Source organism: Halostagnicola bangensis (assembly GCF_054653435.1).
In genome coordinates this window covers 170,799-197,721 of record NZ_BAAIGG010000002.1, presented here as the reverse complement: position 1 = coordinate 197,721, position 26,923 = coordinate 170,799, and the positions used below count along the sequence as shown (strand labels likewise).

At 59.7% G+C, this 26,923-nt stretch carries 28 protein-coding genes and 1 tRNA gene; 13 read left to right on the top strand and 16 right to left on the bottom strand.

Features of this window, described 5'->3' with window-relative positions:
- Positions 1-127 precede the first annotated feature (127 nt).
- Positions 128-421: a PRC-barrel domain-containing protein gene (locus ACYQ14_RS02550; RefSeq protein WP_283837497.1), complete on the top strand. Its 294-nt coding sequence runs from the start codon at positions 128-130 to the stop codon at positions 419-421.
- On the opposite strand, the gene ACYQ14_RS02545 is transcribed toward ACYQ14_RS02550, so the two are convergent.
- Positions 422-1,870 carry a DHH family phosphoesterase gene (locus ACYQ14_RS02545; RefSeq protein WP_459884519.1) on the bottom strand — a complete coding sequence of 483 codons (1,449 nt, stop codon included), beginning with the start codon at positions 1,868-1,870 and terminating at the stop codon, positions 422-424.
- 159 nt (positions 1,871-2,029) lie between these two features.
- On the opposite strand from ACYQ14_RS02545, the gene ACYQ14_RS02540 reads away from it, so the two are divergent.
- A tRNA-Lys gene (locus ACYQ14_RS02540) sits at positions 2,030-2,103 on the top strand.
- Between the two features lie 268 nt (positions 2,104-2,371).
- Here the strand turns inward: ACYQ14_RS02540 and ACYQ14_RS02535 are convergent.
- The 5 genes from ACYQ14_RS02535 to ACYQ14_RS02515 are packed head-to-tail and all read right to left on the bottom strand — an operon-like array spanning position 2,372 to position 5,413.
- Entirely contained in the window at positions 2,372-2,599 is a 228-nt protein-coding gene (locus tag ACYQ14_RS02535) for a hypothetical protein (RefSeq protein ID WP_459884517.1), read from the bottom strand.
- The gene (locus tag ACYQ14_RS02530) at positions 2,565-3,278 is read right to left on the bottom strand and encodes an HAD family hydrolase (protein WP_459884514.1); all 714 of its coding nucleotides are present in this window, start codon (positions 3,276-3,278) and stop codon (positions 2,565-2,567) included. The genes ACYQ14_RS02535 and ACYQ14_RS02530 overlap by 35 nt, the downstream gene beginning before the upstream one ends.
- Before the next feature lie 37 nt (positions 3,279-3,315).
- Positions 3,316-3,456 carry a hypothetical protein gene (locus tag ACYQ14_RS02525; RefSeq protein WP_459884512.1) on the bottom strand — a complete coding sequence of 47 codons (141 nt, stop codon included), beginning with the start codon at positions 3,454-3,456 and terminating at the stop codon, positions 3,316-3,318.
- A gap of 35 nt (positions 3,457-3,491) precedes the next feature.
- Positions 3,492-4,538 carry a hypothetical protein gene (locus ACYQ14_RS02520; protein WP_459884509.1) on the bottom strand — a complete coding sequence of 349 codons (1,047 nt, stop codon included), beginning with the start codon at positions 4,536-4,538 and terminating at the stop codon, positions 3,492-3,494.
- Positions 4,535-5,413 carry a S49 family peptidase gene (locus tag ACYQ14_RS02515; protein ID WP_459884507.1) on the bottom strand — a complete coding sequence of 293 codons (879 nt, stop codon included), beginning with the start codon at positions 5,411-5,413 and terminating at the stop codon, positions 4,535-4,537. The genes ACYQ14_RS02520 and ACYQ14_RS02515 overlap by 4 nt, the downstream gene beginning before the upstream one ends.
- Positions 5,414-5,698: 285 nt before the next feature.
- Between ACYQ14_RS02515 and ACYQ14_RS02510 the strand changes: the two genes are divergently transcribed.
- The 3 genes from ACYQ14_RS02510 (at position 5,699) to ACYQ14_RS02500 (ending at position 8,318) form a co-directional block, all read left to right on the top strand.
- The gene (locus ACYQ14_RS02510) at positions 5,699-6,367 is read left to right on the top strand and encodes a helix-turn-helix domain-containing protein (RefSeq protein ID WP_459884505.1); all 669 of its coding nucleotides are present in this window, start codon (positions 5,699-5,701) and stop codon (positions 6,365-6,367) included.
- 149 nt (positions 6,368-6,516) lie between these two features.
- Positions 6,517-7,197: a hypothetical protein gene (locus tag ACYQ14_RS02505; protein WP_459884503.1), complete on the top strand. Its 681-nt coding sequence runs from the start codon at positions 6,517-6,519 to the stop codon at positions 7,195-7,197.
- Between the two features lie 563 nt (positions 7,198-7,760).
- Complete coding sequence (locus ACYQ14_RS02500) at positions 7,761-8,318, top strand: NUDIX hydrolase (protein WP_459884501.1); 558 nt, start codon at positions 7,761-7,763, stop codon at positions 8,316-8,318.
- Between the two features lie 84 nt (positions 8,319-8,402).
- On the opposite strand, the gene ACYQ14_RS02495 is transcribed toward ACYQ14_RS02500, so the two are convergent.
- From ACYQ14_RS02495 to pyrB, 4 genes are all read right to left on the bottom strand, one after another.
- On the bottom strand, positions 8,403-9,236 hold the full coding sequence (locus tag ACYQ14_RS02495) for a hypothetical protein (protein ID WP_459884499.1): 834 nt from the start codon (positions 9,234-9,236) through the stop codon (positions 8,403-8,405).
- Between the two features lie 134 nt (positions 9,237-9,370).
- Positions 9,371-9,502, bottom strand: a complete 132-nt coding sequence (locus ACYQ14_RS02490; RefSeq protein ID WP_283837484.1) for a hypothetical protein — start codon at positions 9,500-9,502, stop codon at positions 9,371-9,373.
- A gap of 115 nt (positions 9,503-9,617) precedes the next feature.
- The gene (gene pyrI, locus ACYQ14_RS02485) at positions 9,618-10,124 is read right to left on the bottom strand and encodes an aspartate carbamoyltransferase regulatory subunit (RefSeq protein ID WP_283837483.1); all 507 of its coding nucleotides are present in this window, start codon (positions 10,122-10,124) and stop codon (positions 9,618-9,620) included.
- Positions 10,117-11,034, bottom strand: coding sequence for an aspartate carbamoyltransferase (gene pyrB, locus ACYQ14_RS02480; protein WP_283837482.1), 918 nt, complete (start codon positions 11,032-11,034; stop codon positions 10,117-10,119). Before pyrB ends, pyrI begins: the two co-directional genes overlap by 8 nt.
- A gap of 98 nt (positions 11,035-11,132) precedes the next feature.
- On the opposite strand from pyrB, the gene ACYQ14_RS02475 reads away from it, so the two are divergent.
- The gene (locus ACYQ14_RS02475; protein WP_459884496.1) at positions 11,133-12,413 is read left to right on the top strand and encodes a DUF7125 family protein; all 1,281 of its coding nucleotides are present in this window, start codon (positions 11,133-11,135) and stop codon (positions 12,411-12,413) included.
- Positions 12,414-12,639: 226 nt separating this feature from the next.
- On the opposite strand, the gene ACYQ14_RS02470 is transcribed toward ACYQ14_RS02475, so the two are convergent.
- Positions 12,640-13,611, bottom strand: coding sequence for an FKBP-type peptidyl-prolyl cis-trans isomerase (locus tag ACYQ14_RS02470; protein ID WP_459884494.1), 972 nt, complete (start codon positions 13,609-13,611; stop codon positions 12,640-12,642).
- Between the two features lie 139 nt (positions 13,612-13,750).
- On the opposite strand from ACYQ14_RS02470, the gene cyaB reads away from it, so the two are divergent.
- From cyaB to ACYQ14_RS02455, 3 genes are all read left to right on the top strand, one after another.
- Positions 13,751-14,302 carry a class IV adenylate cyclase gene (cyaB, locus tag ACYQ14_RS02465; RefSeq protein WP_459884492.1) on the top strand — a complete coding sequence of 184 codons (552 nt, stop codon included), beginning with the start codon at positions 13,751-13,753 and terminating at the stop codon, positions 14,300-14,302.
- A 94-nt stretch (positions 14,303-14,396) separates the two neighbouring features.
- The gene (locus ACYQ14_RS02460; RefSeq protein ID WP_459884490.1) at positions 14,397-15,602 is read left to right on the top strand and encodes a methionine adenosyltransferase; all 1,206 of its coding nucleotides are present in this window, start codon (positions 14,397-14,399) and stop codon (positions 15,600-15,602) included.
- 196 nt (positions 15,603-15,798) lie between these two features.
- Positions 15,799-17,073: an MFS transporter gene (locus ACYQ14_RS02455; RefSeq protein ID WP_459884487.1), complete on the top strand. Its 1,275-nt coding sequence runs from the start codon at positions 15,799-15,801 to the stop codon at positions 17,071-17,073.
- 84 nt (positions 17,074-17,157) lie between these two features.
- On the opposite strand, the gene ACYQ14_RS02450 is transcribed toward ACYQ14_RS02455, so the two are convergent.
- The gene (locus ACYQ14_RS02450; protein WP_459884484.1) at positions 17,158-18,438 is read right to left on the bottom strand and encodes an RNA-guided endonuclease InsQ/TnpB family protein; all 1,281 of its coding nucleotides are present in this window, start codon (positions 18,436-18,438) and stop codon (positions 17,158-17,160) included.
- 180 nt (positions 18,439-18,618) lie between these two features.
- Between ACYQ14_RS02450 and ACYQ14_RS02445 the strand changes: the two genes are divergently transcribed.
- From ACYQ14_RS02445 to ACYQ14_RS02430, 4 genes are all read left to right on the top strand, one after another.
- Positions 18,619-19,797: a tRNA sulfurtransferase gene (locus tag ACYQ14_RS02445; RefSeq protein WP_459884481.1), complete on the top strand. Its 1,179-nt coding sequence runs from the start codon at positions 18,619-18,621 to the stop codon at positions 19,795-19,797.
- A 270-nt stretch (positions 19,798-20,067) separates the two neighbouring features.
- Positions 20,068-21,171 (top strand): DUF354 domain-containing protein, encoded by a 1,104-nt coding sequence (locus tag ACYQ14_RS02440; protein ID WP_459884478.1) that lies wholly within the window; start codon positions 20,068-20,070, stop codon positions 21,169-21,171.
- Positions 21,172-21,299: 128 nt separating this feature from the next.
- Entirely contained in the window at positions 21,300-21,932 is a 633-nt protein-coding gene (locus tag ACYQ14_RS02435; RefSeq protein ID WP_459884476.1) for a DUF5804 family protein, read from the top strand.
- Positions 21,929-22,816, top strand: coding sequence for an alpha/beta fold hydrolase (locus ACYQ14_RS02430; RefSeq protein ID WP_459884474.1), 888 nt, complete (start codon positions 21,929-21,931; stop codon positions 22,814-22,816). Before ACYQ14_RS02435 ends, ACYQ14_RS02430 begins: the two co-directional genes overlap by 4 nt.
- A 21-nt stretch (positions 22,817-22,837) precedes the next feature.
- Here ACYQ14_RS02430 and ACYQ14_RS02425 read toward each other — a convergent pair whose 3' ends face one another.
- The 4 genes from ACYQ14_RS02425 to ACYQ14_RS02410 all read right to left on the bottom strand — a co-directional run bounded on the left by ACYQ14_RS02425 (position 22,838) and on the right by ACYQ14_RS02410 (position 26,864).
- On the bottom strand, positions 22,838-23,569 hold the full coding sequence (locus ACYQ14_RS02425) for a hypothetical protein (RefSeq protein ID WP_459884471.1): 732 nt from the start codon (positions 23,567-23,569) through the stop codon (positions 22,838-22,840).
- A 102-nt stretch (positions 23,570-23,671) separates the two neighbouring features.
- Positions 23,672-24,682 (bottom strand): PLP-dependent cysteine synthase family protein, encoded by a 1,011-nt coding sequence (locus tag ACYQ14_RS02420; RefSeq protein ID WP_459884469.1) that lies wholly within the window; start codon positions 24,680-24,682, stop codon positions 23,672-23,674.
- 65 nt (positions 24,683-24,747) lie between these two features.
- Entirely contained in the window at positions 24,748-26,061 is a 1,314-nt protein-coding gene (locus ACYQ14_RS02415) for a hydroxyacid-oxoacid transhydrogenase (RefSeq protein ID WP_459884467.1), read from the bottom strand.
- The gene (locus ACYQ14_RS02410; protein ID WP_459884465.1) at positions 26,058-26,864 is read right to left on the bottom strand and encodes an N-acyl homoserine lactonase family protein; all 807 of its coding nucleotides are present in this window, start codon (positions 26,862-26,864) and stop codon (positions 26,058-26,060) included. The genes ACYQ14_RS02415 and ACYQ14_RS02410 overlap by 4 nt, the downstream gene beginning before the upstream one ends.
- Positions 26,865-26,923 lie beyond the last annotated feature (59 nt).

Sequence of the window (26,923 nt, the reverse complement as noted above, 5' to 3'; positions counted from 1 at the left end):
GAGAGAATACACTTTTTAGCGTCATTTTTCTCGGAAATGACGGCAGTATTGTGTTTTAATCCGACATAATGCCGAGGGCTTGCGCGTCTGACTAACAATTAAGAGTGTGCCATGCAAGAATGGAATTATGGACGATACCCAGCAGGAAATTACCTCCCTCGTCGGTCGCGAAGTCTATTCGAACAACGGCGTTTTCGTCGGCGAAGTCGAAGACCTGCGCCTGAACGTCGACGGCCAGACCGTTACCGGGCTCGCGCTCGGGGGTCTCAACACGGAGCTATTCGAGGCCGAAGCTCGCGGTGCGAGCGGCGTTATCGTCCCGTATCGTTGGGTCCGCGCCGCTGGGGATGTCATCCTCATCAACGATGTCGTCGAACGCGTTCGCAACCCCGACGAGGAAGAAGAAGAAGTAATCGCCTAGTTAGCTCCCGTTCGATCCTTCTCCACCTTCGACGCCCATCGCATCGAACAACGTCCGTTTGACCGCTTCTTCGGTCAGTTCGAGGAACGTATCTCTCGTCTCCGCCGAGATTTCGATTCCGGTAAAGATGCCGAGCGGGATCTCCGCGCTCGCCTGCGTGGAGTGACCCGCCGTTTCGCCGATTTCGCCGTAGGCGTCGGCGAGGATTTTTCCGATATTGATTCGGATATCCTTCGACCGCGCCGAGAGGAAAATAGTCTCGTCGGCGATACCAAAGACCGCGGTCGTCGTCACGCCCTCGAGATTGAGCAGATGGCTGGCGGCCTGGGTCAACGCTTCGCGGTCACGAACGATTCCCGCGTTGGAGACGAGATGGCTCCCCTGTACGTCCCGGTTCGCGATTGCCTCCGCGAGAACGTCGAGCGTCTCCGGAGACATCGATGGCGATTCGACCTGTTCTAGGGTATCGTGATCCGCAAACGGGTAGAGGTAGGCGGCGGCGGTGAGATCTGCAGGGGTCGTATCGCGTTTGAAATCCAGCGTTTCAGCTCGAATCCCATACAGGAGCGCGGTCGCGACTTCTTCGGAGACATTGACGTCGAACTCCTGGATGTACTTCGTCATGATCGTCGACGTCGAGGACATGTTCGGGCGAATGTCGACGAAATCGGGTTCGTACTCCGCCTCGGGTTCGTGGTGATCGATAATGATATCCACGTCGAGATCGACCTCGCTCGAGGTCGAGTGATCGACGAGGGCGACCGTATCGTGATCGGAGAGGTCCTCGAGTTCGTCCCACTGGACGAGATCGATTCCAAGTAAGTTCACGAAGGCCCTGTTTTCCTGGTGGCCCATATCGCCGAGATAGACGATATCTGACTCCACGTCGAGGTGTGTGGCGATCGCCTGTAACGCCGCCGCGCTCGCGATCGAGTCCGGATCCGGACTCTCCTGGGTCACGATCGCCAGTCGCTCCGTCGTCTCCTCTAAGAGCTGTGCGAGCTTTCCGGCGTTGTACTCAAGTTCCCCCGACTCGAGTGCGCGAAGCGCGGAATCTGCGATAACGGCCGAGGGGTTGATGACGATATCAGCCCCGAGTTCGGAAAGTTCGTCGCCGGAGACGGGATCGCTCGCGCGGGCGACGACGAACTGATTGCTGTCCGTATTTCGGATGTGTTCGACGGCGCGTTTGTTCGCCTCGACGTTCGAGGCGAGGATCAAAACGACATCGCGTTCGGCGACCAGATCGGCGGCCTCCGGTTCGCGAATGTCTGCGGTTCGTGCATCGAGGTCCTGATCTCGAAGTGATTCGACCCGGCTTTCGTCTCGGTCGATGATAAGAACGTCTTTGCCTTGCTCGACGAGTTCCTCCGCGACGGCGTAGCCGACGCTTCCACAGCCGAGAATAGCGTAGTCAGAGATCGACGAGATCGTAACCCCCATACTCATATGAACGTGATGTAGGTCTCACAGCACTTAACGCTCCCGAAGATTGGTACGTTCCGTGAACGGTGATTGGGATTGGCAGTAGTTGATGTGTGTGTTCCCCTCCCACGACGGGTACCAAGGGAAACGTATTTGAATGCGTATCCGAAAATTTCGGGTACAGGGCCGGTAGCTCAGTTAGGCAGAGCGTCTGACTCTTAATCAGACGGTCGCGTGTTCAAATCGCGCCCGGCCCGTTCTACACCGCGAACAATTCGTGAGCGGTGCATCACGGAACCGGCGAGATTTGAATCGCAGGGAGGTCGCGCACAACGGAGTGAGCACGTCCGACCGTGTGTTCAAATCGCGCCCGGCCCGCTTTCTGTCGGCGAATAAAATCGTGAGCCGACAGCAACGGAATCGGCGTGATTTGAACTAGACCAGAAAGGCGCAGCGGAGCGAGCATTTCTGGGCGTAGTTCATAATCGCGCTCGGCCCGCACTTTTCACGGCCAAACCGATACCGTTAGCTCTTCTCGCAGGGTCGCCAATACACTTTCCCGCTCGCAATCTTCTTCGACTCGAGGTCACCCATGAAAGTCAGATCCTCGAGCGTGTTCCGTGCAGTATTCCGGTGACAGTTCAACAATTCAGCGATCTCGGGGGCGTCGAAGGGCTCGCACCGATCTTCGGCCGCTACAAAGAGGTGGAGAACATCGTCAGTCGTGATTCTCGGTTTTCGTCCGCCAGACATTGTATGGCCCCTCGTCCGAACTATCTACGATCTCGGACAACTCGAGCAGATTCGAAACCTCGTACGTCGGCGAAACAGAGAGGCCGACGTCGCGGCAGTGGTCACGGCGGACGAAAACCGAGTCCATGCCCGCCCGACGCGCCGCGATTACGTCGCTTTCGCTATCGCCGATGTAGAGCGCCGAATCGGCCTCCAGGTCGTCTAGGGCCTTCTCGAGATAGTGAGTGTTCGGCTTTTTCAGTTCGAGGCTCTCGAGCGTTTTCTCGCGGCCGTAGTAGGTGTCGAACAGCGAGTGGAGGTCGAACGCGTCCAGGACGTACTCGATCGTGCTATGGTGGTTGTTGCTGACGACGCCACAGGTGTGTGGAAGCGCCGCAATCGCGGAAACGTCGTCGTATAGGGCCCTGGTCCCGTCACGAAATTTCTCGAACTGGGATTCCTCGTCGAGGCGTTCGCGCGCTTTCCAGAACCGCTCGGGCTCGAGGTCGTACGTGGTACAGATTTCGTGGAGTTCCTCGAGCGTGACGCCCTCGACAATCGCGTCGACGTGATGAGGTTCGACAACGGTTGCGCCGACCGACCGGAACGCATCACGGGTCGCTTCGGCCTGAGTCTCGCTGGCAGGTGGATCGACGAGGATGCCGTCGCTGTCGAAGAGGACCGAATCGTACGTCGTCATGTCTGACAGTTCTCGAGAACTTAATTGGATATTTCGGTTATTGCAACCGACGCATCTCTTGGCTCGTGCGTGTCGTTCGGATTCTGACGATCTGCGTGTCGTCCGCGCGGACTCGCTCGAGTCTCGTGCCGATCATGAACGTCGACTCGAGGCCGAGCATCCCGCGCGAGCGATCCAATCAAAACCCGTCAAAACGAGTGTTCGTTCGATGCGCTATTCCGATTCGTCGGCGTTCATCTCCGGAATGTTTTCGGATTCGTCTATCGGTTCCTCGATCGGTTCGTCAGCCGGCGGTTGCTCCACCGGCGGTTCGGTTCCCGGTAGATCGGCGTCGCCGGCCGATCCTGTCACGAGGAAGTCAGCAATATTTCCGATGAGGACGTTGTTGTCCGCGCGCTGTGCGTTTTCGGGCTCGAGAAAGCTCGAGTCCCCGATCAATGCAATGTTTCCGTCCACGGTAGCGACGTCGTACTCGCCGTCCTCGCGGGTGGTTGACAGCGTCGCTTCGGTCTCGAGCACCGCATCACTGTCGCTGGTTCCCACCGAGGAGGCACTGCGGAAAACGACCTCGTCGACATCGTCGGTCAGTTCCGAACTGCCGGTCGGCTCGGCGTAGATGCTGAGGTAGTTGTTGTCGTTTTCCGCGATGTTGTAGAGGTAGCCCGCATCCGTGTACAGTCCGTCCGAGCCGCCGAGTTCGGCGACGCTCCCGGAGCTACCGGGGTCGGCGGTCATCACGAAGCGGCCACCGGCATCGGTAAACGCGTCGATGCTCTGTCGGTCTTGTGCGGTGAACGAGACGGAGCCGGGCGCAACGAACGCGTCAGCCTCGTCGAGTGATTGTGCGAGCGGTCCGTCTTCCATAGCACCCGCGTAGAACTCGACCTCGTGGCCGTTTTCGATGAGCGTCGAGACGAGCGGCGTAACACTCCGATCGGCACCGCCCATGGTACCCGTCGAGAGTTCGGGGGACTCCCCGCTATCCTCGATCGGCAGCGGATCGACCGCAACCTGCCCCGCGGCCGCTCCACCGGTGTGGATCAGGATGGTATTCGACGACTCCTGACTATCCATCGTGATATCGCCACCGTCCGCCGTTTCGTCGGGCAGTGCGTGCTCGGGTTCGAAGTGGCTTTGCTCGAGCTCGGCCGGTTCCGGCGTTCCATCGTCGACGACGAGAGTGCCTGCGGCCACGAGCCCGATGGTGAGAACGAATCCGAGAACGAACGTGGCAATCAGCGTCCGGCCAGTCGCGCTCATGGCTGTTCACCTCCGTGATCGGCGGCAACTACTGAATCGGCCGGTTCACCGCCGACCTGCTCGTGCCAGACCTCCGGAGCGATCAGTTGCGGTTGATACGGATTGATCCCCGTCTCGCCGGTAGCCTGTATCACTGGTTCACCGTCGTCCGTCGTTTCGATAACCAGTCCGTCGAAGGGACCGGCATCGCTACGGTTCATCTCGATATCGTAGGAGTCCACTCCGGCCGCCTCAGCGGCGCTGTGGATTGCATCGTCGAGCGTACCTATCTCGTCGGCGTACCCGTTGTCGACTGCTTCGACGCCGAAGTAGGTCCGTGCATGTGCGACCTCTTCGCGATCGAGTTCGATTTCATCGCCGCGTTGTTCCATGACACTGTCGACGAACGTCTGTTTGATCATCTCCGTATCAGCTCGATCATCGTCCGGATGGGAGGATCCCTTATCCGGCGCACTCTGTCCCTCGCTCGGGCCGGTCGGCATCGGTGCCGGGCCGGTCACGCCAACACTGCCGACGGATGAGGATGGCGCAACGTAGATTTTGTCGGCGGGTGCCATCGCGTAGTAGGCACCAGATGCACCTACCGAGTCGACCGCCGCCGTTACCGGCATCTCTTCGGCGGTTCGTTCGACCGCCGTGTACATTCGTTCGCTCGAGGCCGGTTGGCCGCCGCCACTGTCGATCTCGAGAACGACCGCTTCGACGGAGTCGTTGTGACGCGCGTCTCGAAGTTCGTCTTCGAACTCCTGAGATTCGCTCGAGTCGATAATGCCGTTTACTTCGACGACTTTGACTGTCCCGTCTCCACCACTGCCGAGGGCGTACACCTGCGGCGCTGCAAGCGCACCAGCTGCGATTGCAAGCAACGCTACCACCGCAACTTGCTGTCCTCGCGAAAGCCTATTGAATGGCCATAACGTCATGTGATCGGACATTCTCACATACGATACATAACACGATGAGAGGAATTTCAGTCTCAGAAAATGCGAACGAGTCTGCCATTTCTGTGGGAAAAACGACCTCAGATCCGCGTTCCCGTTATTCGATAGTTAATTCGACCGCGAGTAACACAGCGACCGGTCGGGAGACGAAACAGTCAGACTGAACAGGGCTAATATGTTTGGAACTGCCGTTATTGCTCCCTACCTGTAACTGAGTCCATGACCTCGATCGTAGATATCAAACTCCCTATCGACGAAACCAGTCTCGGCGATGTCTCGGACACAGTTCCGACGCTTTCCTGTGAAATGGAACAGGTTATTTCCTCGAGAAACAGAACGTTGTGGCTCTCAGGAGCGGATTTACCGGTGCTCGAATCCGCACTGGACGACGCGTCAACTGTCCGAAACTATCAGCGAGTCGGCAGCGGAGACGGGCGGTGGTTGTTCGACATCGACTTCGATCAAGATATCGTCGATATTTTCGAAATCGTTCGGTCGACGGACGGTACCGTCCTTTCTGCATCGGCGACGAATGGTTCCTGGCAGCTCAGAGTGCGGTTCGTCGAACGCGAAGCGCTACGCACGCTCTACGATCGGTTCCGCTCGGTGGATATCACGCCGGAGATCGTTCGCTTGTACGATCCGACGACGGAGATGCATTCCCGATACGGAATGACGAATCAGCAGTACGAAACGCTCCTCGCCGCGATCGATCACGGCTATTTCGAGATTCCCCGCGAAATATCGATGCAAGAGCTGTCCGACGAACTGGACGTCTCCCATCAGGCTCTTTCGGAACGGCTTCGACGGGCGTATCAGGCCCTCGTGACAGCTGAGCTCGAGAACGCCGACCGTCGGACGCCATCGAAATCCGTTCCGACGAACTGAACTGGTCGCGGGAGGCTCGCTCGTTTCAGGGGAATAAGAAGAACACAGCTAGCAAGTGGCAGTAACAACAGTATACTTCTTCGTCCTCCCGAGGGGTGTCACTCGCAAGCAGCACCGACATAATGCAGTTCGTGGTAGTTCTTGACGCAATGTGTGCACAATTTAACGATGACGACATCGGAAAGAGCGTCGTCAACGAAAACGGTGACGAGGTCGGAATCGTTGCAGATATCGAGCACGGTACCGCACACGTCAAACCAGATCCAGGAATTACGGACACGATAAAAGCGAAACTCGGCTGGCAGGGGACGGGCGACGACACGTTCCCACTTCAGGAGACGGCGGTCGCCAGCGTTTCCGGCGACGAGATCAGACTCGAGGGCGATCTCGGAGACACCGGTACAGGTGCGGGTGCCGGTGCCGGCGCAGGTGCCGGATCCGCGACGGGGTCGGATATTGGCGATGAGACGGGAGTAGGTGGCGAGTCGATGCGAGAGGATGATGACGGCATCATGGACGACGACGACGGATTGATGGGTGACGATGACGGGATGGGATCCGACGACGATGGCGGACTCATGGACGACGACGACGATGGCGGACTCATGGACGACGACAGCGACGATGATGGCGGACTCATGGACGATGATGACGATGGCGGATTGATGGACGACGACAGCGACGATGATGGCGGATTGATGGACGACAGCGACGACGATGGCGGACTCATGGACGACGACAGCGACGACGATGGCGGATTGATGGACGACGACAACGACGACGATGGCGGACTCATGGACGACGACGACGACGATGACGACACGATATAGTCCGTCTCGGTATTTCAGCACCGATTAACACGCTTGAGGGCGCTTTTAGACCGGAAGCGATCGCGTTTCGTAACTATCGCTTTTGTGATGACGCGTGAACAAATTTCGGCAATCAGGAGTGTTCTACAGAGAGAACAGGCCGAGTGCCTCGGGGTCGTACGGAAATCGAAGATTTCCGTGACTGAGCGAATCGGAGCGAAGCGGGATCTCTGATCCCGCGAGGTCAGCGGGACTTCGTCCCGCCAGAATTCGCGATGTCCGCGAACGCGAAGCGTTCGCTTGATGACGAGACGCCGATGGCGTCTCGAGCCACTTGACCCGAGGCGGTTCACGGACGGGTGAACGACGGAACTTCTACCCTTCGTTCGTAGACGACCGTATAACCGGTTTCGTATCCGCTGACAATGGTCCTGTGACCAACGGCCTACGAACCGTTCGGAACCGAACCGGTTCGAGAATTTCGTTGACCGAAGCGTTATTCCTCGAGGGTGGATATGTTTCTCTATGGTCACTCCCTCCACATGTATTGGCTCGTCGGTCCGTGATCGGTTACCGAGAGTTCAATGGTAGTCGACGAGCTAACGCTCCGAGCCGAAGAGGCGACCCGCTGTGCCGAAGAGGCGAGCCTTGGACTCGAGCGACGGTACGAATCGTTTCTCGAGCAAGAGCGAACTGAATCGGTCTCTCGCCAGCGGTTCCGTACGCTCGTCGACCGGATCCGGCAAACTGGCGCGCCGTACGGCGTTCACACGATCGTCTATCGCCCGTCCGGAGAGTTACTGTTAGTCCGCCACGACGCCGTCGACCTCTGGGTGCTTCCCGGTGGTGGCATCGATCCCGGCGAATCATTTCTCGAAACCGCACGTCGGGAACTGGCGGAAGAAGCGGGCGTCGATGCGTGTTACGACGGTCTCGCGATGATTACGCGTATCGAACTTGAGACGAACGGCTACCGAACGTGGGGTGTTTTACCGGTGTTTGCGGCGCGTGCGGAGACCACCACACCGGATATCTCGGATCCTGACGACGAGATTTCGGCCGCGAAATGGTTCGACACGTTGCCCGGAGATACCCGCGATAGAGCGGAGTTGCGTACCTGGCGAGCCCAGCGATTCGAGTAGACCGGCAGAACGAACGGCGAGACTCGGGAAAGTGAACGACCGTGCCGTCGAATCGGTCGCGATTCACTCACAGCAGAGACGGCGTTAGGCACCCGGATTTCCGTGTGACACTCCCTCCCGCTGATCTGCCTGCATTCGTCGTAACGTTGCTCGACCATTGCTCGCCTCGTAGCCGAAGAGAACCGACTCGCTGTAGGCATCTGCAACCTCCGCGGCGTGGATCAGATCGTCGATTTCGATGTTTATCGCGTACAATTCGATGCTGAACGGAGTCTCGAGCGCGCTCTCGAATCCCTTCGCGATCGTCTCGAGCCAGTAGGTCGTCGAGTAGGCCATGTCGTACAACGGAACGACGAACTCGTCGATGTGAGCCTCGAGCGCCTCGAGATCGATTCCCGCGCGTTCGTAGAGGTGGCCGGGATACGGGTCCGGATACAGCGTCATATAGACTCGACCGGGGATTCGCTCGACAGCCTCGGCGACGAACTCCGTGATGACGCTTGCACGCCACTCGAGGCGGTCGTCGTACTCGCTAGCTTCGAAGCCCTCCTGACAGGTATCACAGTGACAGTACTCTTCCCGCGGAAAACCGATGTCGTCGAGTCGAACGTCTTCGTTCGCCGCGACGCAGTCGTCGATGATGTCGAAGAGGCCCTCGCGATACTCCTCGCGGGTCGGACAGATGTAGGCCCAGTCGAAGTACGGTTGGTCTCGAGTAGCGGCGTTGCCCTTCTCATCAACCGGAACGAGCGACGGCTCCGCGTCGGCGGCCGCGTTATCACCGAAGCAGGAGACCATATTCACCGCGTTCGGGACGGGTTCTGCAGACCTACCGGTCACGTCTTTGACTTCGTAGAAGGCGCGGTCGAACTCCGGCCACTCAAGTTCGTCTTCGTTCCGCGTGACGACGCCATACATAGTCGTTCGTACGACGCCGCACGGGTAAGCGGTTCGGGTTTCTCGTTTGCTGGTTGGGAAATCGTCCGGCGAACTTCGGCTCGAGCGATTCCCGTTCCAGTGTTCGTTCGGTCCGTTCGGTTGGTTTCAGGAAATTATTCCGTCTGCTCGGCCTGCTCAGCCGGTTCGAAATCGTATTCGACCTCCGAAGAGCCACCACCAGAGACGACCTTCCAGAGGACGGCGATTGCGAACAGGGCGACCAGGATTTTGAGTGTGCGCGACATACTCAGTAGCAGCTACGGCCACAACGTACTTATGATTTCTGTTAGTTCACGGGCTTTGATCGATCGGCGAATCGGTTTTGTCGCCCTCGAGTATCGATATCACTCAACGCGAAGTTCAGGTATCGATCAACGCCGGGATGTTTTCGCGGAAGATCGTCTCGCAGTACGAACACCGGACAGCATCGTCGAGCACGTCGAACTTCGAGGTAACCGGCTCGTCGCCGGTCGTGATACAACCGGAGTTCGAACATGAGAGAACGCCCTCGACCGAGTCGGGGCGGTCGACACGAGATTTTTCGACGACTTCGTACTCCCGGACGATGTTGATCGTCGCGTCCGGCGCAATGAGCGTGAGGACGTCGACTTCGTCCTGACTCAGTTCGCGATCCTCGACTTTGATAATATCCTTTCTGGCGAATCGATCGGAGGGAACGTTCATCCCGATCGAAATCTCTTCTCCCTCGCTTCCGTCGATACCCAGGACTGCAAGGACGTTCAACGCCTGCCCGCTCCGGACGTGATCGATAACGGTTCCGTTGTGGATCTTGCTGACTCGGAGTTCGTGGTCGTGATCGTGGGTTTCGTTGCGGCCGGCCTCCTCATCGTGGTTGTCGTTACTCATCTGTCTCACCCAGAAGTAGATCGAGCAGAGCCATTCGAACGGGGACACCGTTGTGTGCCTGCTCGAAGTACGCCGCGTGGTCGGTCTCATCGATTTCGGGCGCGATCTCGTCCACTCGCGGCAACGGATGCATGACGGTCAGATCGTCGGCCGCAGCCGCCAGCGAGTCGGGGCCGATCTGGTATTCACCCGCGACCTTCTGATACTCGTCCTCGTCCGGGAAGCGTTCGCGCTGAATTCGAGTCACGTACAGGACGTCCAGCGACGGCAGGATCTCCTCGAGTCCGTCGTGTTCGCGAATCGACGCCCCCTCCTGGTGGAGGTCGTAGACGACCTCTCGTGGGAGCGCGAGACTGTCCGGACTGATAAAGTGTTGTCGGGCGTCGAACTTCGAGAGCGCGTACGCGAGTGAATGAACCGTTCGACCGTACTTCAGGTCGCCCATGATGCCGATCGTCAGATCGTCCAACCCCGCGTTCTCCCGAATCGTGTACAGGTCGAGCATCGTCTGTGTCGGATGGTGACCTGCGCCATCGCCGGCGTTTACCAGCGGCACGTCGACGAACTCGCTCGCCATCGTTGCCGATCCCTGTTTTGGGTGGCGCAAGACGAGCGCATCGGCGTACCCCTCGATTACTCGGATCGTATCTGCGAGGCTTTCACCTTTCGTCACGCTCGAGGATTCGACCGAACCGAGGTCGATAACGTCCCCGCCGAGACGTTTCATCGCGGTCTCGAAGCTGAGCTTCGTCCGCGTACTCGGTTCGAAAAAGAGCAAGCCGAGAAGCCGACCCGCGTGTTTGTCGGCGAAGGCCGACTGATCGTCGTCGATCTCGGCTGCGTGATCGAGGACGGTCTCGATAGCAGCGCGCGAAAGTTGTTTGCTCGTGATGAGGTGATCGTATCGCATCCGTTCGTGTACGCAGTTGCGTTCACCTTGAATCCCTCCGTTCTCCGGTCGCCGATTCACCCCGTAAGTTCAAGTAGGAAAACGGGACCAACCCGGCTATGATCGCAATTGCAGGGGCGAAAGGCGGCTGCGGAAAGACGACGACAGCGCTCGGACTCGCACAGGCGATCGGCCGTGCCGGAAACCCGACCATCGCCGTGGATGCCGATCGTCACCTTCCGAACCTCCACGTTGCCGCTCATGTCGATCGCGAGCCGACCATCGAGCGGGTCGATGTGGACGGTACCGCCACAGATTTCGCACAACAGGTTCCCGATCACTCGGACGTAGCCGTCCTTCCCGCTCCGAAAGCGGGAGAGGCGATGCAAACTCAACTCCGGACGCTCAGCACCGAGACAGCCGACATCGTACTGGACTGTCCCTCGGGCGCGCGATCGGATCTCGCCGACCCGCTTTCGGTCGCCGATGCGGTCGTCGTCGTTACGACCACGACCGACGAGAGCCTCACCGCCGCGGCCAAAACGATCGATATCGCTCGTCGTCTCGATGCGACCGTCGTCGGAACGGTACTTACGAAATGTGACACGGTGCCGACGCGGTATGACGATCGGATCGATGCCCCAGTCCTCGCCACGATTCCCGACGTCGAACAGCCACTCGAGACGGCTTCAGCGTGTACTGCGTTCGATGGGCTCGCTTCGGCGTTAGCATCGCAGGGATATCTCTCCAGTACGATGACCGTCGATAGTCCTCCGGATCGGCGACTCGAGACCGGCATCGATGCGCTCGATCGAGCGCTCGGCGGCGGGTTACCAACGGGCTCTGTCGTCGCCTACAGAGCCGATGCGGCGAGTCAATCCGAGCTACTGTTGTACGAACTCACTTCCGCGCGCCGGACGCTGTTTCTGACGACGGAGCGCTCTGTCGACGGCGTGTTGCGGACGATCGAATCGACACGGGCAGACGTCGGCAGACCGACCGTCCGATCGATCAGTGACGGCGACAGCCTCGAGGAAGTCAGTCAACTGATCGAAGCGTTTCCGAACGAGTCGAACGTCGTCATCGACACGGTAGATCTGCTGGAGTACGCCGAAACCGCGGCCTACGTCGAATTTCTCAACCGACTCGACGAGCAACTGTGCGAGACCGATAGCCTCGCGTTCTTACACTGTCTGAAAGGACCGGACGAACCCGATAATCGTACGCGAACGGAACACTGCGCCGACGCTGTTTTTGATCTCCGAACCGACTGCTCCGGGGCCGAACTCGAGAATCACCTGTCAATACCGAAACTGCGGTGTGGCGGCCAACCGACCGAAGCGATCAAACTCGAGTTCACTGATGGTGTCGAGATCGATACGAGTCGGGACATCGCCTGATAGGGTCGGTTGTACCTGTGTACCGGTTTGTCGCCAGAGCGGGGTGGCGAATGGCCGGAAATGACGTACAACCGACTCAATGAGAATAGCCCGATTTCGGCAGACAAAGGCGGGTGTTCGCGCGTCGGCGAGCATCAGGTTCCGGTCACACCTGTCTCTGATCGCGTCCGAAAGAAAGTGATCTCAGCAGTTAATAAAACGGCAAAAGACACTCGAGCGGTGCGAGCTACTCTTCGTCGACTGCGCCTTCGAGTTCGTCGACGATCTCGTCCGCATCGACGTCGGCGTCCTCGAGTGCGTCCTCGATGTCGCCGCCGCCCATACCGCCCATGCCACCGCCCATCATGCCAGGCATGCCCATGCCGCCCATGCCGTCGATGGTCTCCTGAACGATGACGCGGTCGACGCCGATCTTGCTCATGACGTCCTGTGCGATCTGCTGTTTCGAGAACATCCACTGCTGGTTCATCGTCAGCTGTGGCGTCGCCTCGACGTAGAGCGTTTCCTTCTCGACCGTCTCGGTCTCGAACTCAGGCTCTGGGTCTTCGTCGTCTTCGTCCTCGTCGGGCTCGACGGGGACTTCCTCTTCGACTTCGTCCGTCTCGATCCAGAGTTCGAGCTTCTGGTCGAGGTACATCTCGATGAGGCCCTGAGCCTGCTGTTCGCGGTCGTCGACCTCCTCGAGGATTTCGTACTCGTACTCGACATCCTCGCCGGCCAGCGGGTGGTTGAAGTCGACGCGGGCGCGGCCGCCGATGATGGTACTAATGTAGCCGTGCTCGCCGTCGATGTGGACGTGTGCGCCGGGATAGCGGTCGTCCTCCTCGATTTTGTCGGCGCTGACGGTCTGGACGTCGTCAGGGTCGTACTCGCCGAATGCCTCCTCGGCGGAGATCGTGACAGTGCCTTCGTCACCGGCTTCGCCGCCGGTGATCTCTTCTTCGACACCGTCGAAGATGTGGCCTTCACCGAGGACGATCGTTCGCGGCTCGAACTCGCGGTCCTCCTCGTCGACACCCTCTTCCTCGGCAACCTCGGCGTCGGTCGTGTCGACTAGCTGTCCTTCCTCGACGGTGCGTGCTGTGTAGGCGATTTCGACGAAGTCTCCGTTCTGGAGCCCCTCGACGGTCTCTTCTTCAGTTTCTTCGTCGACGTCATCGGCCTGCTCATCGAGCTCGGCCTCTTGATCCTCGGTCATACGTTGTACGTCCCCCTGTCTACATTTAAGGACGACGTTTTCGCGCCAGCACGTGGTTCGAGTGCATAACCTGAAAGCTCCGTTCCACAAACCGGATAGAAACGACCGATACTTACCCTCCCTGTGCGTGGAAACGGGTATGTACGAGGTCGAAGTAAAAGTCCCCGCCAATCTCGAGCGCGTCCGCGATCGGGTGATCGAACTCGGGGCGACAGAGCTGGGAACCGTCGTTCAGACGGACACCTACTACGATGCTCCGCATCGGTCGTTCGCCGAAACGGACGAAGCGCTACGGATTCGACGGGAACGATCCATCGACGAGCAAAACGCCGAGACCAACGTCACGTACAAAGGGCCGCTCGTAGACGACGAATCGAAGACGCGCGAGGAAATCGAAACCGGTCTCGAAGACGGGGAGGCCTTCGACGCGGTGTTGAAGAGCCTCGGATTCGAACCGGCCGCGACGGTTCGAAAGGAACGCGAGCGCTTCGAGCTCGAGGCGTTCGACTCGTATACGATCACCTGTGATGCGGTCGACGACGTGGGTGAGTACGTCGAAGTGGAAACGATCGCTACCGACGCCGACCTCGAACCGGCGCGCGAGGGCGCGTTCGAGGTGCTCGAGCAGCTTGGACTCGACCCGGACGAAACCGTTCAAACCTCTTATCTCGGCATGCTCCTCGAGGAGTAACCCGGCTCGATCGACCGATCGATTACCCCAGAGCATATTATCGGGGCCAACTGTTTCCGCAAGTTATAGAACCACGCTCGATCAAGATCAGACAATGAGCGAGCGGAACATCAGAGTCGAACCGATCGAACGTCGGGCTGTTGAGGATCAGGAAGTCGAAATCGTCGAGCGAAAGGGGATCGGTCACCCCGATTCGATCTGTGACGGTATCGCCGAAAGCGTCGCGGGAGCGCTCGCACGCGAGTATCTCGACCGCGTCGGGCAGGTCCTGCATTTCAACACGGACGAAACGCAACTCGTCGCCGGAGAAGCCGCGCCCGCGTTCGGCGGCGGCGAAGTCGTCGACCCGATCTACGTGCTCATCGTCGGACGAGCGACTAAACGCTACGAGGGTGAGATCATCCCGACCGAAACGATCGCGCTCAAAGCGGCGCGGGAGTACCTCGAGTCGGAGATTCCACAGCTCACCTACGGCGAGGATATCGTCGTCGACGTGAAGTTGGGCGAAGGAAGCGGCGACCTCCAAGAGGTCTTCGGAGAAGACGAAGTGACCGTTCCGATGGCGAACGACACCAGTTTCGGCGTCGGCCACGCCCCGCTCTCTGAGACGGAGCAGATCGTCTACAACGCCGAGAGTCGGCTCAACGGAGAATTCGCCGAAGAGAATCCGTATCTCGGTCCCGACGTGAAGATCATGGGCAAGCGCGAGGGTGACCAGATCGACGTCACCGTCGCGGCGGCCATGATCGACGAGTACCTCCCGAACATGGACGCGTACATCGACGCGGTCGAATCGGTGCGGGAGTTCGTCGAGACCATCGCCACGGAGTACACCGATCGAGACGTCAACGTATACGTCAACACCGCGGACGATTACGACCAGGGCGCGATATATCTGACCGTTACGGGAACGTCCGCCGAGCAAGGCGACGACGGATCCGTTGGGCGTGGCAACCGAGCGAACGGCCTCATCTCGCCGAATCGATCGATGTCGATGGAAGCGACCAGCGGGAAGAACCCGGTCAACCACATCGGAAAGATCTACAACTTGCTCTCGACCGACATCGCGGAACGAGTCGTCGATGAAGTCGACGGCATTCGGGACCTTCGCGTTCGATTGCTGAGCCAGATCGGCCGACCGATCGATCAACCGCACGTCGCCGACGTTCACGTCGTCACCGAAGACGGCGTCGTCCTCGCCGATGTGGAAGAAGAAATCGAAGCAATCGTCGATGACGGGCTCGGAAACGTCACAGAGATTACCCGTCGCATCATCGACGGCGAACTGTCGACGTTCTAGACTCGACCAGGATTTTCAGAACGCGCTCGAGAGCGTTTCCGAACAGTTCGGTTTTCGATCGATAGGGGAACAGAGAAGTCCCTCTTCGGCTTCGTCCGGCCCGACGTATACTGGAGCGTCTCGTCGGCCTTCGGAATAATAATTAGCTCCCCCCGCAAACTACTATTACGAATCGAAACACCATGGTGTCAGCGTAGTGTCTACATCCGAAGCGAACGCTCGAGCGGTCGTTTTTGCGGTCGTCGCGAGCACTTTCTTCGTCGGGTTTGGTGGCGGCGTTATTTTCCCGATTCTCCCGAACCTCGGCGAGGTGCTCGGTATCTCGGCGCTGATGGTCGGTGTTATTCTGTCGGCCAATCGGTGGACGCGGCTCTTTGCGAACGCGCCCGCAGGGATTCTCGTCGACCGGATCGGAACCCGAAAACCGTTCATCGCGGGTCTGGCGATTGAAGGCGTCGCGACGTTCGGCTACGTCGTCGCGATTCTCGCCCAGGACATCGCGTTCATCCCGGACGTTCCCGAGTTCTGGTTCGTCCTTTCGCGGGTTATGTGGGGGGTCGGAAGCGCACTCGTCTTCGCGACGGCGTACACGATTACGGCCGATGTCAGCGAAGCCGACTCGCGAGGAACCAGCATGGGGATCGTTCGCGCGGGAATTACGTTCGGGTTCCCCGCCGGAATGGTTCTGGGCGGTCTCGTCAGCGAAATATACAGCAACGCCAGCGCGTTCATCCTCGCAGCCGCCTTCGCGGGTCTCGCGAGCGTTATCGCCTACTTCATTGTCCCCGAAACGCACGTCGAGGACCACAACACCTCGGTCAAACCGTGGGATGTCGAGTTGACCCTGCCGGCGGTCACCGTCGGCTTGGTCAACTTCGGGCTCTACTTCGCGTACATCGGCGTCCTGTTCTCGACGCTCGTGATCTACCTCGACGCAGAATCGTTGACCCTTTCCGTCGATATTCTGGGCTACGCAATCGATTACGAAGAGCAGGGAACGTCCGGCATGCTGATGGCGGTTTCCGTGCTTTGTGGAGCGGTCTTTACGATCTCGGGCGGTGTGATCAGCGACAGCGTCGGTGCTCGAGTCCCCGTCCTCGTCTTTTTCCTGATCACGAACTGTATCGGCTTCGTCGTCCTCATCTTGGCCCCGTCGTTCTGGTACGTTGTTATCGCCTGCGCGCTGATCGGTGCCGGACAGGGCGGCGTCGGCGGCCCGCTTACGGCGCTGTTGGCGGACCTCACACCCGAAGACAGAATGGGGCGTGCGATGGCCACGAACAACGTCCTCGGCGATGTCGGTGGCGGGCTCGGTCCGTTGATCGCGGTTCCGGTTGCGGAAGCCGTCGGCTTTAGCTTCATTTACACGCTGAGCGTCTTCATCCCGCTCTGTGCGGCTGTCATCCTCGTTGCAGGGATTTACAGTCACACGGGAAGTCTCAGCCCGACGGTCGACGAGTCGATCATTTGACGCGTGCGCTCCGTCGTCCGCCCCTCTTGACATCCTCTCCGCCCTGAAGGGCGAAGATTCCTGACCGCGTTGGGATATTGTGGTTTACGACGTGACCTGTTCTTGCGGTGCGAACGCACCAGTTTCTTTGTCAAACAGGAACGTCGATGGCTGTGCCAACCAGCCGTTACTCCTATCTCCCCCATCACAGGCGAGACTCGGAGATACTTTCTGTCGAATGTTCTCAGCGCCGTTCACGTCTGCGTTCGCCACCGTCTCACACTCATCGCAGACGTACAATCCGCGTTCAACACGGTTCGTGTCCCGCGTGCGACCGCAACTCGAACATGACTTCGACGTATCACGCTCAGACACTTCCTCAACTGTGATACCATCCATCTCGGCCTTGTATTCGAGCAGATCGGTGAATCGGTCGAACGGCCACGAGTGTAGGTCGAGGTTGCCGTGTTTGCCCCAGTCTTTCGACTCGCCACTCTCCTCATCCTCACGGATTCCGGAGAGATCGCCCACCACGATCGTTCCAACGCCTTCCTCAACACACCGCTGAACAATGTGCTTGGAGAGCGTGTGGAAGTAGTGAGTGCGCCGCCGAGACTTTTTTTGGTTCAGCCGGGTGGCCTGCTCAGAGTCGGAGTCATCGCACCGAGCAATCCGCTTGCTGAAGTAGTAGTCATCTTGCTTCAGGCAGTTAAGCGGGTACAACTCGCTGTGGCCGTCCTCGTAGGCGAGTGCTGCAAAGTTGTTGATACCGAGATCGACACCAACGGTCTTCTCACCCGGTGTGTCGGCCACTTCGATCTCGACGTTGCACACGAAGTGCAGTTCCCACTTGTCACCCGTCCAGACCGCCCGCACCTGTTGGACGTTTTCCACGGTGGAGAGATCGACGTCGGGTCGGGTCTGGTACTCACAGAGGATGAAGTCCGACCAGTACTCTTTGAGGTTCGAGCCTTTTGAGAGTCGAACCCGGTTGTACTTGGTGTCGAGTTTGAAGCCAGCGGCTTTGAACGTGACCGTGCTTCGTGGGTGTTCGTCGCCGTGTTTGCGGTAGCCAGGCGGGTTCGCTCTCACGTCTCCGTTACGTCGTTTGCCGTACCAGCCGTTGAACGCCTCAGCGAGTTCTTGAAGGACTCGCTGACTTGACTGAGAATGCAGGTCATCGTAGCGTTCGTGGCTCTTGAGGTACGCGGTGAGTTCGTCGTGTTCAGGGATATAGTCGATTTCGTCCCAGACGCGACTGATTGTCCACCGTCCGACGTTCCAGAGTTTCGAGGCGGCGAATCCGAGCGAATCAAGGTCGTTTTGCACCCGTGACTGGTTCCTGATGGAAGCAGTGTAGGTGCGTGTGACGACCTGTTTCGCCATACGTAATCTATATTGGTAAACCGACTTGAAAGTATGGATTGCCCCGCGTGGAATATCCAGCCGTGCCATCGAACGTGGTTTGTGAATGGTAGTGTCGGATTCATCCCCGCCCTGAAGGGGCGAGGCTTTCTCCTTGATTCCCCGTAACCCCCTTATAGCCAGGGTCGTCTATCGAATCCTATGCACCCGCCGGGCGCTGACACCGTCCTCGTTCGCCACGGGGACTTAAACACCAAAAGTACGACGGTCAAGCGGTACATGCTTCGAATTCTCGTCGAGAATCTTGAGGCATCACTCGAGGACCGGTCGGTTTCCGGCGAGGTCGATCGACGGTGGCATCGACCGCTGATTACCACTGACGAAGCCGACGTCGCGGAGGCCGTCGAGGCCGCGGCGACGACCTTCGGAGTGGTCTCTGCGAGCGCCGCCGTTACCCTTCCACCCGAGCGGGACGAAATCTACGACGTACTCGAAGAAACCGCACGAGAGCACTACGACGGCGGCTCCTTCGCCGTCGACGCCAGACGGGCGGACAAACGGCTTCCCTACACGAGCGAGGACCTCGCTCGAGAGGGCGGCACCGTCATCTGGGAGGCGGTCGAAGACGAGTTCGAACCGGAAGTCGACCTCGACGATCCGGATCTCACGTTCGGCGTCGAGATTCGCGACGAAGAGGCGTTCGTCTACCTCGATTCGATTTCCGGGCCCGGCGGTCTCCCGCTCGGCTCGCAGGAACCGATGGTCGCGCTGGTCAGCGGCGGAATCGACTCGCCGGTTGCCGCCTACGAGATCATGAAACGCGGGTCGCCGATCATCCCGGTCTACGTCGACCTCGGCGATTATGGCGGGATCGATCACGAGGCTCGAGCGATGGAAACCGTTCGATCGCTCTCGCGGTACGCGCCGGATTTCGATATGCGCGTCTATCGCGTTCCCGGTGGCGACGTCGTTTCGAAGCTTGTCGAGCGAATGGAGGAGGGGCGAATGCTCTCGCTTCGACGGTTCTTCTATCGAGTGGCTGAGGAAACCGCCACCCGAACGGGTGCGAGCGGTATCGTGACCGGCGAGGCGATCGGGCAGAAATCGAGTCAGACCGCACAGAACCTGGGCGTGACGAGCCGCGTAACGGATTTGCCGATCCATCGACCCCTCCTCACCTGGGACAAACAGGATATCGTCGCGAAAGCCCGCGAAATCGGAACGTACACGGACTCGACGATCGACGCGGGTTGTAACCGGGTCGCCCCCGACCGGGCCGAGACGAACGCGCAACTCGAGCCGCTGTTGGCGGCCGAACCGGACGACCTACTCGAACGCGCAACGACGGCGGCCAAGGGTGCGAAACTGGTCGAACCATAAGCTGAGTTATCACATATCTGTGAGGTAGTCGATGTTGTGGGAGACATACTGGAGTGGGGCGTCCGTGAAGTTCGTCGTTCACAGTTCTCTGGACAGAAAAGTGAGGATCCGTAAGCGTGGGCTATGGATAGGTATGAAACAGTTACTCGACCGTTTCGGTCCAGTTTCTTTCCTATAGCTATTTACTACGGTGTGTATATCTAACACAACTCGGCACCGTCTTTTGTACCATTCTAATTACAAAGGGTCGATAGTGGCAAGGTCGTCTCGATGCGGGTTCTCATCTTCGCGAATACGCCGGCACACGCCCACACGTACAGCAACGCCATCTCTCGGCTCACCGAACGGGGCCACAACGTCCTCGTTCTGGCCCGCGAGTATGGATGCACAACTGACCTTCTGGATTTTTTTGGTATCACATACAGAGTGTACGGTAGCCACGAAACAACAGCATACTCTCGGCTCGAGTTCGCCCGCGAACTGGGCGGGCAACTCACAGAAATCGCGCTCGAAGCGCGACGGTTTCAACCGGACGTGATATTCGGACGAGGGCCCTACGCCGCGTTTTCGGGAACGATTACGGCGGCGAACACGGTGTTACTTCTCGACGACGAGCCGGGTGATTTCAACCACACCGTCTCGCAGCCGTTCGCCGACGCAATCATCACCCCACACGTCACGCGGCGAGATCTCGGGTCGGACCACTACACGTTCGACGGGTTCAAAGAGTGTGCGTACCTCCATCCGGCGGTCTACGAACCGATTCCAGATATCCGCGATCGACTCGGTGTCGAGGACGACGAACGGTACGCCATCGTGCGGTTCAACGCCTTCGATGCACTCCACGACGTCGGTGCGGCGGGGTTTTCGCCGGCACAACGTGAGGACCTTCTCACCTCGCTCTCCGAAGAGGCAACCGTCTTCGTCTCCGACGAGGCCGGGACGATGGACCTCCGACAGTTACCGGCGCGCGAGTACGATCTCCATCCCGCGTTGATCCACGATGCGATCCGAGAAGCCCATCTCCTCGTCGCGGACACCGGAACGATCGTCACCGAAGCGGGTCTCCTCGGAACACCGGCCATCCGCTACGGCGGGACCGAGGACCGAGAGTTCGGCGAATTCGCCGCGCTCGAGGATGTGGGACTGATCGAGGACTGCGATCGATACGAGCGTGTCAAGTCGCGAGCGCTCGAGTCCCTTCGAGACGAGAGCGTTCGCAGCCGTCGACGCGAACGCCGTGATGCCTACGTCGGGGGTCTCGTCAACCTCACAGAACTGATCGTCGACGTCGCCGAGGCGCGCGGAAACGTCGAACGAGTCGTCTCGAGTAGCTCCAAACGGCCGCAGACGGCGCAGGTCCCAAACCAGTAAGGAAAATTGCTCCGATGGGAGCCCTTCGTCGACGAGACCGTTCGGAACAAATATTTCGGCTTCAGTACCGATCGAAAACCGGGCCAGAGGCGAAACCCACATTACCGAGTCCCGCACACATCCCAACAGTGACCCGCGTCTGTCTCATCGGAGAAGACGGTGTGAACCTCCAGTACGAACTACTCTCTCGAGAGACCTCCAGGGACGCGCTGGCGACGTACGATCTCGAACGTCCGTTCGAGAACGCACTTGCGGTTCGAACCGTAAGCGTCGGAGCCGCGGTTTCGTTGCTCAACGATCTGCAGTGGTACCTCACTCGATTCGTCGACGAATGCCTCGTTCAGGAGCCGAGCATTGACGATGAGGAGTGGCTGTCGCGTCAGCTCGCCGAACAGCTTCGAAACGGCGATATCGACCCCGATACTACGGGAGAGTTCTGCAAGGTGTACGGCCTCGAGACACCTGCTTCTCGGGAAGACGGGAGCGACGGAACCGACACGCCGCCACATTCGGAGACGGACGGCGGCGGAGAATCCGACGGTGGATCGAGACGGACTCGACCGACGGGCCCCGAAGCCGACTCTGCGGACGATCCCGAGGGGTCGAATACAGAACGAACCGTCACCACAGCGTTCGGGCCGAGGGAACTGGTCGAACCGTTGTTCGTTCGCCGAATCGACGGCGATCTCCCCGAATACGACCTCAGAGACGTCGAAGAAACACTCGTCGTTCGCCTCACCGAATCAGAATTTACCCGATGACGGGTGGCACCGGCGTCACGACTGTTTCCGGTATCGGCAAGCCCGGCGACGCTGACGTTCGGCTGAGCTACCGTCGCGCCGGAACCTCCGGAGCTCCGGTCGTCTTGCTCCACGGCGGCGGCGTCGACGACGCGATGCTCTCCTGGCGACACGCGATCGACGCGCTCGCCGACGACTACCGAGTGTACGCCCCCAACTGGCCGGGATACGGCGACAGCACCCCGATCGGCGAGCAAACGATCGACCGCTACGTTTCCGTCCTCGAGGGGTTTCTCGCCGAAACCGACCTCGAGGACGAGGGAGTCACCCTCGTCGGCATCTCGATGGGAGGTGCCGGCGCGCTCGGTTACGCACTCCGGCACCCGGAGCACATCGACGCGCTCGGACTCGTCGACAGCTACGGACTCGGACGCCGGATCCCCGGCGGTTCGTTCTTCAAAGGGGCGGCACACGTTCCCGGCGCGAACTCGCTCGGCTGGACGGCGATGAGCGTCTCGAGCGAAACGACGCGACTGGCGCTCGGAAACGTCGTCGCGAACCCGTCGGATCTCGACTCCGACTTCGTCGACGAGTTTCGATCTCGAGCGCGCCAACGGGGTGCCGGCGAGGCCTTCGAAGCCTTTCAGCGCGCGGAACTCACCGCAGAGGGCGAGGCTCGAACGGATTTCACCGACGAACTCGAATCGCTCTCGGTTCCGACGTTACTGGTCCACGGCGTCGACGATCCGCTCTTCCCCGTTCGGTGGTCGAAACGCGCCCACGAACTGATTCCGAATTCGAGACTCGAGATCGTCGACAACTGTGGTCATTGGGTTCCCCGCGAACGCCCAGAGGAGTTCAACGAAATTCTGCGAGAATTTCTCAAGAACGGTACCGATGACTGATTGTTTCTTCTACCCGGGTAGTTAACTCGAGTCGTCTCGTTCGGAGCTGGTTGTGTTCCCGCCCGCTTGGTCGGAGCCCGTAGCGGAACCGGAGTGCCCTTCATCGCTGGTTTCTGACCCCTCGTCGCTGGCGCTGCCGGTGGCGATTCCGGTTCCGTACTCTCTCCCGTCGGCGTCGGTGATCGTCACCGAAAACGAAGACGGCTGTTCACCGTCGACCGTCGCTCGGACGAGCGCGCCGACGGCAGTGATCTGCTCTGCGCACATCTCACCGTCCGTCTCCTCGTCGGTGACGTAGCCGCGAACCGTCACCGTTTCGTCATCGAGTTCGACGGTTTCGAGCACCATTTCGTAACAGAGATCCGTCGCGCCGCCCTCGAGCGAAAGTACCCTCGAGCCGTCGAAATCCGTCTCTGCGATGAACGCCGAAACGTCCTCGTCGGCCTCGAGACCGCGTTCTTCGGCCCAGTCCTCGGCGTCGGCTTCAGTTCTCAGCAGATCTACCTCGGGGGTTTCGGGTCGATCGGGGTGTCGGAAGCCGACGGGTTCGTACTCGAGCGGATCGTCGTCTTGGTCGTCTTCGGTGCCGTTGTCTCCATCGTTCGAATCGTCCTCCCCATCGTTCGAGCCGTTTTCGTTCTCGGCCGTCGAGTCGGGTGAAGAGGCCAGTCCACCGTTATCCAAACAGCCTGCGGTGAGTGCGACCAATCCAATCGAACCGGCGATGACGTGACGTCTTGAAGGGCGTGACATGATAGGTGACGCTACACTGTTCGCGGTTATGTATCTCAGGCTAGCTGAAAAAGCTATTTTATCGAGCGGTTCCCATTCCGAGTGCCACCGCCACGACGGCAGTTAGTCGAACAGCCCGGTCGAGAGATACCGTTCGCCGCTGTCCCAGAAGATCGTCACGACCAGCGGACAGTCGTCGAACTCGCCGGGGCCCGCCCCGCTCAGTGTTCCACTACCGTCGGATCGGGTTTCCGGCGACGGCTGTGGTTCCGCGTCGAAGGCGTCCGGCACCTCGGGGCAGTTCAGTTCGGGTTCGGCGATGCGCTCTGCGACGCGTCGAGAGACCAGACTCGTCGCGCCGCTGGACTGGCCGACGAGGATGCCCTCCTCGCGAGCGAGCCGCCGACACTCGTCTTCTGCGTCCTCGAGTCGAACCGTTTCCACCGAATCGATCAGTTCCCGGTCGAGATTATCGCTGATGAATCCCGGCCCCATACCCTGGAACTCGTCGTTTCCGGATTCGCCCGTCGAGAGAACGGCGTTGCGCTCGGGTTCGACGGCGACGACGTCCATCTCTGGAAACTCCTCGCGGAGTCGTCGACCGATCCCCGAGAGGGTTCCGCCGGTGCCGACGCCGGCGACGAGGGCGTCGATTTCGCGTTCGCCGACCTGTTCGACGATTTCCTCACCCGTCGTTCGGTAGTGCGCTTCCGGGTTGGCCGGGTTCTCGAACTGACCGAGTTGAATCGCGCCCTCGGCCTCAAGTTCGTCCGCGCGTTCGCGGGCGTCTTCCATGTCGCCATCGACGAGCTCCAGATCCGCTCCGTAGGCGGACATGATTCGCCGTCGCTCCTCGGATTTCGAGGCCGGCATCACGATCGTGAGATCGTAGTCTCGAGCGGCACAGACGAGGGCGAGCCCGATTCCGGTGTTGCCGCTGGTCGGCTCGACGAGCCAGTCGCCTGGCTCGATCAGTCCCTCGCGTTCGGCCGCTCGCACCATCTCGCGCGCCGGTCGATCCTTGGCCGACCCGCCGGGGTTGAACGATTCGATCTTGGCCGCGATCGTCACACCCTCCGGCGAGTCCACCTGGACGAGCGGCGATCCGATGGTATCCAGGATGCTCCCCTTCATTAAAATCGCCTATGGAGTCGAGACGTAAACCGGTGCTGGACCTCGGCAGGACGTGCCGGTGTATTTCAGTCCCAGTTGTACAGCGCGTCCCGGAAGATGGCCTCGGCATCGGCCTCGGTCACCGGTCGCGGATTGCACCGGAGCAGTCGTTGTTGGGTCTCGACGGTCTGGCTCGCGAGCCAGTCGACGTCTTCTTCCGTAATCCCCGCAAGTTCGTTGAGGCCGCTCGGGATGACGTTGAGGTCTTGTTGGAGCCGAACGTACGCATCTCGAGCGAGATCAGCCGCTTCTCTGTCCCCCATCCCGCCCGTATCGACGCCCAGCAGCCTGCTCACCTCGGCGAACTGTTCCGGGTCGCTCGCGGCGTTGTAGCCGAGCGTCGAAGCGGGCGTGAGGACGGCGATCGTCTCCCCGTGGTAGGTGTGATATCGGTTTCCGACGGGGTAGGCCATCGCGTGACAGAGACTCGCCCCCGCAGTGAGCCCCGCTATCGCGCCGAACAACGCACCCTTCAACATGCCCGCTCGAGCGTCGAGGTCGTCGCCGTTGTGAACGGCGGTTCGAACGTTGCTCGAGAGCAACTCGATCGCTTTTTCGGAGAACATCTCGGTGAGTTCCGTTCGGCCGGCGTAGACGGGCCGTTCTTGCGGATCCGTGGCGCGGAGCAATCCGTCGAACGGGTGCGTGGTGTAGCCTTCAATCGCGTGACCGAGCGCGTCCATCGCGGTTTTCGCGGTCGTATCCGGCGGCAACGTCGTCGTAAACGTCGGATCGAGCACGGCCGCGTCCGCGCGTATGTGATTGCTCGAGATCCCCTCCTTGATGTCCTTTTCCTCGACGGAGAGAATCGCGACGGGCGAGATTTCAGCGCCGGTCCCGGCCGTCGTCGGCATGAGGACCAGCGGCGGCCCCGACTCAGTCAGGTTCTCGCCATCGCCCGTCGGCTCGGCAATGTAATCGAGCACCTCGCCGCCGTTGGCGATCACTGCGCGAGTCGTTTTGGCTACATCGATGCAGCTCCCGCCGCCGAACCCGATGTAGAAGTCGTAGCCCTCCTCGCCTTTGTTCTCACGGACAAACGAGATGCAGTCGTCAACGACCTCGATCGAGGGTTCGCGTTCGACGCCGTCCCAGACGGTGGCGTCGTAGCCGGCGTCCTCGAGGTGGTCAGTGACCCGGCCGACGTGTCCGATTTGGTCTAGGTTCTCGTCGGTAACGACCAGCCCGCGGGCCTCCCCCTCGACGCCGAGGTCTCGGAGCTGAAAGCCCAGTTCCTCGACCGCGTCGCGCCCGAAACAAATCTGGGGCATCTGTAGGTGCCAGACGGTCTCGGGCTCGAGCGCGTGACGTTCCGCAGAAACCGATCGCTCGTAGCTCATCTGCCCCACCCGTCCTGAATCTCCTCGAACTGGTCGGTATCGTGACCGTAGACGATCTCCGCGTCGTGGCATCGCTCGAGCGACTTGATCCGTCGGAGGCTATCGAACCACTCGGTTTTGCCCCAGAGGAGCGACGCACCGAGGGGTTCTTCGTCCTCGTAGTTGGGCGACTGGTAGATCTGATCGCCCGTGAAGACGACGGTTCCGTCGTCGTCGAGGTGAATCATCGTTCCCGTTAGGCCGGGCGTATGGCCAGGGAGGCGCACGAATTCGACATCCTCGAAGTGTTGCTCGCGGTCTCGATGGAGGATTCGCCAGTTCAGATCGTGATCGAAGTCCTCGAGGATGTACGCGCCGCTCCCCTTGTCGGTCTTCGCGCTGTAGTAGGCGAACTTGAGCTCTTTTTCGTGGACGAAGATCGGCACGTCCGTGCCGTCGAAGAACTCCAAGCCGCCGGCGTGATCCAGGTGGAGGTGGGTCTGAAACACGTAGTCGATGTCACCGAGCCCGTAACCGTTCTCCTCGAGGACCCCGTCAAGCGGGTATTCGGCCGCGTCGTACGGATAGAACGCTTGGGCGAGTTCCTCGGGCCAATGGCCCTCGAGCGCGTCGTGATGCGAGCCGGTATCCCAGAGGATCGTCCCTTCGGGGTGGTCGATGACGAGGTTCCAGACGGGGATCTCGTCGTAGTTGAGCTCCGGATTCGGTTCGTTTTTCGTGCCGAGGGTTTCGCCCTCGATCATGTAGTTTTGATCGCACTCGAGTGCGCCCCGATACAGAACGTCAATGGTAGCATCAACCATGATAATACACCTCGATTCGCTACACCGATATAATAAATAATTGTTCGTGTTAGTTTGGC